The following is a 4,465-nucleotide window of genomic DNA, read 5'->3' as shown; positions in this document are numbered from 1 at the left end:
ACTTTGCCGTCAGCTTCCTTCCGCCAACTCCTCACGAAGTTAACCTTGCCTCAGCTAATGGACAGCTCTATATCAGCCCATGAGGGACTTGAACCCTCTACTCTTACATCATGCACGGCGCACATTTATCATTTATTCTTCTAATTTATTCATCCATTACTTCATCTTTATTGATGTATTTCAGTGCCACCCATTTTATATTTACTACAACGTAAATCATAAAACGACCGTAAAATCTAGTAATAAGCAATTTTTAAGCCAAAAACAAAATTTTCCCTTTTTATCCCAAAATATCCCAAAATAATACTATTATATCCCCTAAAATTATGCTATATAATAAAGAGGTAAGGTATAGCCTAAAGTTTTTACTTGTATTTTTAAATAAATGAACAACGGTAGTACTATTTTTCTTTCAACCTATGAGGGTAAAATAGATGACAAAAATAGAATTTCTATCCCAGCAAGCTTTAGAAATATCTTGGAATATAAAGCTAGCAGGGAGATTTATGCATATAGTTCCTTTATTAATGAGTGCATTGAAGTGTGTACTTTTGAAAGAATAAATAAATTACAAAATTTTTTAGAAGGTATGGAGTTATTTTCAGACAAAAGAGATGCAATTGCCACTGCAGTTCTTGCTGATTGTGTTCCTATGCAACTAGATTCAAAAGGCAGAGTATCACTCCCAGAAAGATTAGTTAATTTTGCAAAATTCAATAAAAAAGTATTTTTTGTTGGAAAAGGCTTAACATTTGAAATTTGGGACAAGGATAAATTTAATACTTATTATAAAAAAGCAAGACAAATTGCGAAGGAGACCTCTTTTTCGTCTCCAAAAATAAAAGAAGTAGAATAAAAACATGGAAAAACTTGATCATATACCAGTGCTATTAAATGAGGTCATTGAGGTATTAAACCCAACAAATGACAAAACATATGTTGATGCAACCTTTGGAGCTGGTGGTTATAGTAAAACAATATTAGAAAAAGCCTGTTGCAAAGTTATTGGTATAGATTGCGACCAAAACACTGAAGTATATGCTAATAATTTCAAAAATACCTACAAAGATAGATTCAATTTTATAAATAAAAATTTTAAAGACATTGATATAATTCTAAAAGAGCTAAATATTAGCAAAATTGATGGAATCATTTTTGACCTAGGAGTTTCATCAATGCAATTAGACAACAGAGAGAGGGGATTTTCCTTTAGTGGTGATGGACCTTTAGATATGAGAATGGATAATTCATTACCCACCTCTGCAACAAATTTAATAAATTCGTTATATGAAGAGGAACTAGCCAATCTAATATATGAACTTGGAGGGGAGAGGAAATCACGCATAATTGCTAAGAATATCGTAAAATTTAGGCAAAAAGAAAAAATAAAATCCACCTCTGAATTAGTGGAGGCAATTGGAATAAAGAGGTATAGTGACAAACTTCACTTTGCAACAAAAACCTTTCAGGCACTCAGAATTGCAGTCAATAATGAATTAGAAAACATAGAATTAGCTTTGAGCAAATTACCACCTTTGCTAGCACCAGGAGGTATAATATGCGTTGTTTCATTTCATTCATTGGAAGATAGAATAGTTAAAAAATTTTTTACAGATTTATCCGCTAAAGAAAATTTTGAAAAAATAAATAAAAAAGTTATAACTCCTCTTTATAAAGAAATAAGAAACAATCCAAGGGCAAGATCAGCTAAATTAAGAGCTTTAAGGAAAATGGTATGAAGTTAAAAATATCACTATTATTTATGATTTATAGCACCGTGCTAATTGTGGCTATATCAACTTTATTTTTTATTAAATCAAAAGTTATAATTCAAAACAAGGAATTGAATTGGCTAAATAATCAAATTTCACAAGAAAAGAATAATATCCAAATACTTAAAGCTGAGTTTGCATATTTAACAACCCCTGAAAGAATTAACAAATTACAAAAAAAATATCTAAATCTAAAAAGTCTAGATAAAAATCATTATCAAACATTAGATGAATAATGAGTAGTATAAAAATAATATACATAAATGAAAAATCTGATTGCGACGTTATTAAAACAAGTCATAGACGAGTACAAATAGTATTTTTCAGTACATTCATAATATTACTTACACTGATATTAAGAATTTTTGATTTATCTATCTTTAGCTATAGTGACTTACAAAATACTCATGCTGTTGAAACCAAAGCAAGCATCAGAAATAATATTGTTGATAGAAATGGAATCATTTTAGCATCAACACTGCCTACAGCATCAGCATACATATACCCTAAACATTTTACTTACTCAGTTGAATCACTAAAAACCATCTCAAAAGTTATTGATATAAACATTACCGAGTTAGAAGACAAGCTTGTAAAAAATACCCATTTTGTATGGCTGAAACGTCATTTAACACCGTTAGAACAACAGAAATTGCATAACTTAGGAATTCCAGGTCTACATTTTATAGACGATCAAAAAAGAATTTATCCTCATGGAAATTTATTTTCACATTTGGTGGGGCTCGTAGACATAGATAATAATGGTGTATCAGGTATAGAATCATCTTTTAATACTGATTTAAATAACTCGACAAAAACAAATATTCAAACAAGCCTAGATGCAAGGGTGCAATATGCTGTGAAACAAGAACTAAGTGATGCGATAAAATTACATGATGCAATTGGTGGTACTGCCATAATAATGGACGTAAACACAGGAGAACTAATTAGTTCCGTTAGTTTGCCAGATTTTAATCCGTATGATATTAAAGAAATTTCAAATAAAAAATTATTTAACCAGGCAACTCTAGGCGTATATGAAATGGGTTCAGTATTAAAACCTATAACTCTAGCCATGGGCATAGATTCTGGTAAAATTAACCTAACAGATTCATTTGATGTATCCACGCCTATCAAAATTGGTAGTTATAAAATTGGAGATTATAGAGGTAAAGGTGGAATTTTATCAATTCCTGAAATTTTAATGTACTCATCAAATATTGGGGTTTCTCATATCATTAAAGAAGTTGGCATTTCAAAGCAAAAGGAATATTTTAAAAAATTAGGATTGCTAACGAAAATTAATGTTGAAGTTCCAGAAAAATCTAACCCAATATTTCCAACTGATAGAAGGTGGAAAGAACTTACTTCAATTACAATGAGTTTTGGACATGGCATATCTATAACTCCAATCCATCTAATTCAAACTTTTTCAGCCATAGTAAATAAGGGAATTCTTAGAAAGGCTACCATAATAAAGGATAAAAATAACCAAGATAATGGAATACAAGTATTTAAACCTCAAACCTCATTGTTAATGAATAAAATCTTGAGATTAACTGCAACAAATGGCTTTGCAAAACAAGCTAATGTAGATGAATATTTAGTAGGAGCAAAAACTGGAACAGCGGAAAAAATTATAAATGGCAGATATAGCAAAAAAATAAATATAGCATTATGTGCAGCAGCATTTCCTATAAATGACCCAAAATATACAGTTTTAATTCTTATTGATGAACCAAAACAAAATAGTGTTAATCATGGTTTTGCAACAGGCGGTATGGTTGCTGCGCCGGTAGTCTCAAGTATAATATCTAAAATTGCTCCTATATTAGGTGTCGCACCAGTAGATCATAATGACCCTAAAATCAGCAACGCACTTTATATTGACTATAAGCCGATGTATAAAAGATTTGCCAAACGTTAAAGTATAGCTGTGAAGTGACCCCCAAAACAAGGAGTCAAAGTTAAGCAACATTTTTAGATAAACTTTGTCTAACATTTAAGTTTTTTAATACTTTGATAAAATCATTTGAGGTATACTGTGATCCTCTATCAGAATGAAAAATCAAATCCTTGCCTGGCTTTCTATTCCAATATGCCTTCATAAAGCTATGAATTACCAAATCATTACTTAATCTACTGCTGCAGTGCCATCCTACTATCTTTCTAGAATATAAATCTATTATTACACATAAATACATCCATCCTTCTTTTGTGTTAATATACGTTATATCTGATACCCATACCTTATTTGGCGCTTCTACTGTAAAATTTCTTTTTAATAAATTATCTATTTTCATAAGTCTTTTTGCTGCTTTTGTTGTTATTTTAAATTTGATCCTTCTTGTAGAAAATATTTCATTTTCTCTCATCAGCCTAGCCACCTTCTTATGATTTATAAATCCTACATTTTCTTTTAGTTCAGCATGAACCCTTCTATACCCATATGTGCCTTTAGACGCTTTATGTATTTGTTTTATTGTTTCTATTATTTTCATATCTACTTTTTTATTAATTAAGACCATTGCATAATAGGCAGAAAGAAACATATATGATAGAATGAAAAGAGGAAGCATAAATATTAGATAGCGTATAAATAGGAAAAGTGCTAACCTTTGACCTAAAACAATACAGGTATCAAATGGATTTTGAAATAATAGTAAGAAAAAAAGAAAAAGGCGAGGTAGTAT

General features: G+C 30.2%; 5 protein-coding genes. 4 read left to right on the top strand and 1 reads right to left on the bottom strand.

All coding sequences use genetic code 11. The features are described 5' to 3' along the window. Nucleotides 1–385: 385 nt before the first annotated feature. The 4 genes from L8D11_RS03710 to L8D11_RS03695 are packed head-to-tail and all read left to right on the top strand — an operon-like array spanning nucleotide 386 to nucleotide 3,699. Nucleotides 386–856 (top strand): division/cell wall cluster transcriptional repressor MraZ, encoded by a 471-nt coding sequence (locus L8D11_RS03710; protein ID WP_236870331.1) that lies wholly within the window; start codon nucleotides 386–388, stop codon nucleotides 854–856. 4 nt (nucleotides 857–860) lie between these two features. Continuing rightward, nucleotides 861–1,739, top strand: coding sequence for a 16S rRNA (cytosine(1402)-N(4))-methyltransferase RsmH (gene rsmH / locus L8D11_RS03705; RefSeq protein ID WP_236870330.1), 879 nt, complete (start codon nucleotides 861–863; stop codon nucleotides 1,737–1,739). Continuing rightward, nucleotides 1,736–2,008: a cell division protein FtsL gene (gene ftsL / locus L8D11_RS03700; protein WP_236870329.1), complete on the top strand. Its 273-nt coding sequence runs from the start codon at nucleotides 1,736–1,738 to the stop codon at nucleotides 2,006–2,008. The genes rsmH and ftsL overlap by 4 nt, the downstream gene beginning before the upstream one ends. Next, complete coding sequence (locus tag L8D11_RS03695; RefSeq protein WP_236870328.1) at nucleotides 2,008–3,699, top strand: peptidoglycan D,D-transpeptidase FtsI family protein; 1,692 nt, start codon at nucleotides 2,008–2,010, stop codon at nucleotides 3,697–3,699. The genes ftsL and L8D11_RS03695 overlap by 1 nt, the downstream gene beginning before the upstream one ends. Before the next feature lie 40 nt (nucleotides 3,700–3,739). On the opposite strand, the gene L8D11_RS03690 is transcribed toward L8D11_RS03695, so the two are convergent. Then, nucleotides 3,740–4,300 (bottom strand): IS3 family transposase, encoded by a 561-nt coding sequence (locus tag L8D11_RS03690; RefSeq protein ID WP_236870327.1) that lies wholly within the window; start codon nucleotides 4,298–4,300, stop codon nucleotides 3,740–3,742. Nucleotides 4,301–4,465 lie beyond the last annotated feature (165 nt).

This window comes from Candidatus Bandiella numerosa (assembly GCF_021811875.1).
Taxonomy (GTDB): Bacteria; Pseudomonadota; Alphaproteobacteria; order Rickettsiales; family Midichloriaceae; genus Aquirickettsia; species Aquirickettsia numerosa_A.
This window is presented reverse-complemented; position numbering and strand designations above follow the sequence as displayed.